Here is a 3,588-nt window from a genome sequence, read left to right on the forward strand (position 1 = left end):
ATTAAAGACAAGTTTCTTTTTTTTTACTTGAGCAAGAAGTCAAAAATATAATGTTTTTAAAATTCGTGACAACCTTCCGGGTTGTTTATAAAAACTATTGTTCACATATTTAGCCATTAGCATCCATTTAACTGACTAATAATAAATATTTATTGGTACAAACCTATATTTAGTACTAATAATTATTTATTTTCAATTCATTAAGAATAAATATCTAACAGAAATTGATTAGTTTCATTATTGAGTCAACTCAGCAATTATTTAAAAATGAAGCTTACCATTACGAAAACCAAAAATATTACTAGAGACATCAGAAAAGCAACTTTCATCAGTATAGTTATTTTGATGATTTTTGTATTAGTAGCTAGTAATGATATTAACCATCACAAAGTTGCTATAACCGCCCAACCATTAAACGGATGCTTGAGTACTGATTCGTTACCTTGTACAGATATCTCTGAAAAGACGACATCAGAACCATTTATTCCCGATGCTAAATTAAATGCTCAACAGCGTTTCTTATCTGCGATCGCTAGGAAGTTACCTACAGTTCCCCAGGCTGGTACTTATGAATATATTTTGCTAAGAGCTTATGGTGCAGTCTTTGTAAATCAAGATGTGGGAATTAAACTACCGCAAAAAAATATTTTTGCTAATGAACAAGAAACCCAAGAGTTTCAAGGTACTTTAAGAATGGGTCACGTTGACGGCACTAAGGATTGTTACCTACAAAAATCGGCGGCTGATGCTTTAAATAAAGCCCGAATACAGCAACAGATACCACTAAAATCTGGTTATGGTTCTGGTGATTGTACTCGCACTTTCAATACGAATTTAAGATTTTGGCACAAATATGCTAACAATCAAATTTTGGCAAAAGTTCAACAGGGCAAAGAAACAAAAATTCTCGGTGTGGTTGCACCTCCTGGAACTTCACAACATCTCTGGGGATTAGCGATTGATTTACGCGTAAGTAGTAAAGAACAAAGAAAAGCTCTTAATCAAAATGGTTGGTTTCAAACTGTACAAAATGATGTTCCACATTGGACTTATGTGGGTTTAACTGAAGAGAATTTCCCTCTATTTGGTTTTAAGAAACAAGTTGTCCAGGGCATTACTTATTGGATTACTCCACTTTAATTATTAATATTATTTAGCAATAATTATAATCGCTTGTCATATTTTTTACGCAATCAAATCGGATTGATATATAACTCCCTGCACTCATACATAAGCATCAAGTTTTTATAAATAATTGAATAGATTGAATAAATTTCAAGATAAAAATTTAATTAGTCTCTACAAAAAGTACAGATAGTTTAGCAAATAAAACTTTTTTATCTTTAGCTCCGTTCTTCAACTCTTGTAAAAGTAGTTTTTACAAGAGTTGAAAAAAGAGTATCCTAACGACTGTTATTCATTAACAATCGTAAAGCCTTCATAATCAATGGCTCCACTTGCAGCACTTGGTAAAGGGACTGTACCAAGCAAGGTGGCGGTTGCAAAGCCATCGCCATTAACACGTGTAGCACTACCTAAACCTGATGCAGCAAGTTCATCTTGGTAGCCTGTGATCTCATAGACAGCACCAGTTTCCAGCAAAGCCAACAATCTTTGAGATCCGCTGTTAGTAAACGCCAGCCCAGAATCGGCGTTGACATTCAAAGCTTGCCCTGAAGGAGTTCTCAAAGCAATCGGCGCAGATAGCTGACCAGTGAGCAAATCTACTTTGTAAAGCTGCGCTCCATCTCCATCAGCAGTGCTGAAATCGCTAGCAAGAGCGCGAGTTCTACCAGGATTGAGATTGTCGATGGCTAATCCATCGGCAAATTTTCCAGGGTTGGTAGCTTGAGTTCCTTGTCTTTGTGCAGCTGTAGTAGGTGCGCCAAAGCCGTCTACAAGGCTAATAGCTCCAGGGTTAGCTGTAGTAACTTTATAAAGAGAGCTACCTGCATTACTGCTGCTATTATTCCCTGAAATGTTGTACAGAACAGTTGTTGAGGTTGGTTGACCAGTTGCTGAAAACTCACGTCCAAAGTCAGCACCTGAGTCAAACCCAAAACGACGTAGGTCAGATGGTGTTGGTGTTGGTGAGGCACTAGCTGGAGCAAAAGGCTGATCTAGATTATTGACCCGAATAACAGAACCAGCTGTTGTAGAACCAGAGGCACGTGCTTCGTTAATTGCACTTGCCCTTCCAGTAGCGATGTTAGTTCCCAAACCTTCTAGGTCTGCGTTTGGAATATTCGCAGCATTGATTTCGCCTACTTTTTGGGGAGTACTATTAGGGGAGCTTATGGGAAAGCGGTAAACTGCGAATTGTTCTCCACCTTGGTTAGGATTGATATCCGCATCTCCAACGGTATAGCCGTAAAGAACCATGAGAATTTTCTCCTTATTGAAACCTGTTAAATTTTTGGGAACATTCCAAATATGCAGCATTCCAAATGTGCAAATTGCTACCTGACTAAAAGTCTTTGACGACACAAGCAAGAGCTTTCCTTCGCAGGCTAAGATTTAGAGCTAGTCTGCGTTATCTTACTTTGCTTATATAGTCTATAAGCTTGCAAAATTGAAAAACTACTAAACCTTTGACTGTAAACTGGCTACGACAACTTAACTCAATACTCTTATAGTTACTATTTGCTCAATTAATAAAGAGAAAAGGTCTTGGATTTGCCGATTAAAAGTCAAAGTTTAAGGTTAAAAACTGTATTTGGAATTATCTTAGTAAGACTATATTTGAGTAATGTTAAGATTTCATAATATTTCGGTTAAATTTTAATATTACTAATTCATTCTACTTACCGATGCAAGCATAACTCGACTGTTTTAATAGCTATTAAACGATTTAATCTTCGCAGGCGATCGCTATTAGTCTTAAGATTTATGCATTGGCAGTAAATACCAAAGATAGATGTGTTTTAAAAACATCTATGCTAAAGGATGATTTATTAATTACCCCTACAGTGTGGGTGTATCTAGCATCAACAAATGATTAATAAAAGCCTAAAAAAACCTATTTTGGTAAATGGTTACCATGATTAATTTCTACAGTACGTAAGTCTTAGTCCTATTCACTTGAAAGTACCTTTAACAAAAAGAATAAAAAAAGATTAAAGGGCAAAGGTAAAAAGAAAATCTCATCTCTTTTCCTTTGCCCTTTAACCAATTCTGCAAGAACTCTGGCGTAGTTATCCGGGAGCTATAGAAATTGGTGCTTAATATTTTACTGGCGATGCCTACGGCGGCAAGCTACGCAATCCGATTCATTTTTGTAATGTTTTATTTGTGGGGAACCTTTGCACCTACCTTTGCACCTTAATACTTCTGATTCTAATCTATGGGCCACAGTGGAACAAGGCTACCTTAAAGCAGCTCTCAAGGAAGAATTGGATGAGTTTAACAGCAGTAGCTATTTTACCCTGAGCGTTAGCCCCTGGCTTAATTTTCCAGGTTGCACAGTTATTTTTGCCCTGCTGCATTAGTATGTCAAAATAAAAATACCCGATACATCAAGGTGAGCGATCGCTCCAAAAGCTAGATTAAAGGATTGACCTGAGCAATGGCAGACCCAACCAATCACAA

Annotated in this window: 2 protein-coding genes and 1 pseudogene; 2 read left to right on the plus strand and 1 reads right to left on the minus strand. The window is 36.9% G+C overall.

What is annotated here, in order from left to right; translation table 11 throughout:
- Positions 1 to 267 precede the first annotated feature (267 nt).
- Complete coding sequence (locus tag VE944_RS29595; RefSeq protein WP_324985946.1) at positions 268 to 1,140, plus strand: D-alanyl-D-alanine carboxypeptidase family protein; 873 nt, start codon at positions 268 to 270, stop codon at positions 1,138 to 1,140.
- 273 nt (positions 1,141 to 1,413) lie between these two features.
- Here VE944_RS29595 and VE944_RS29600 read toward each other — a convergent pair whose 3' ends face one another.
- The gene (locus VE944_RS29600; protein ID WP_324985949.1) at positions 1,414 to 2,382 is read right to left on the minus strand and encodes a hypothetical protein; all 969 of its coding nucleotides are present in this window, start codon (positions 2,380 to 2,382) and stop codon (positions 1,414 to 1,416) included.
- Positions 2,383 to 3,258: 876 nt separating this feature from the next.
- On the opposite strand from VE944_RS29600, the pseudogene VE944_RS29605 reads away from it, so the two are divergent.
- Positions 3,259 to 3,426: pseudogene (locus tag VE944_RS29605) on the plus strand (EamA family transporter); the annotation flags it as partial.
- Positions 3,427 to 3,588 lie beyond the last annotated feature (162 nt).

The organism is Nostoc sp. (assembly GCF_035638895.1).
GTDB lineage: Bacteria > Cyanobacteriota > Cyanobacteriia > Cyanobacteriales > Nostocaceae > Nostoc.

Excerpts from the sequence above, each read along its gene's own strand:
- VE944_RS29595 (WP_324985946.1), top strand. The coding sequence starts at position 268 with ATGAAGCTTACCATTACGAAAACCAAAAATATTACTAGAGACATCAGA.
- VE944_RS29600 (WP_324985949.1), bottom strand. The coding sequence starts at position 2,382 with ATGGTTCTTTACGGCTATACCGTTGGAGATGCGGATATCAATCCTAAC.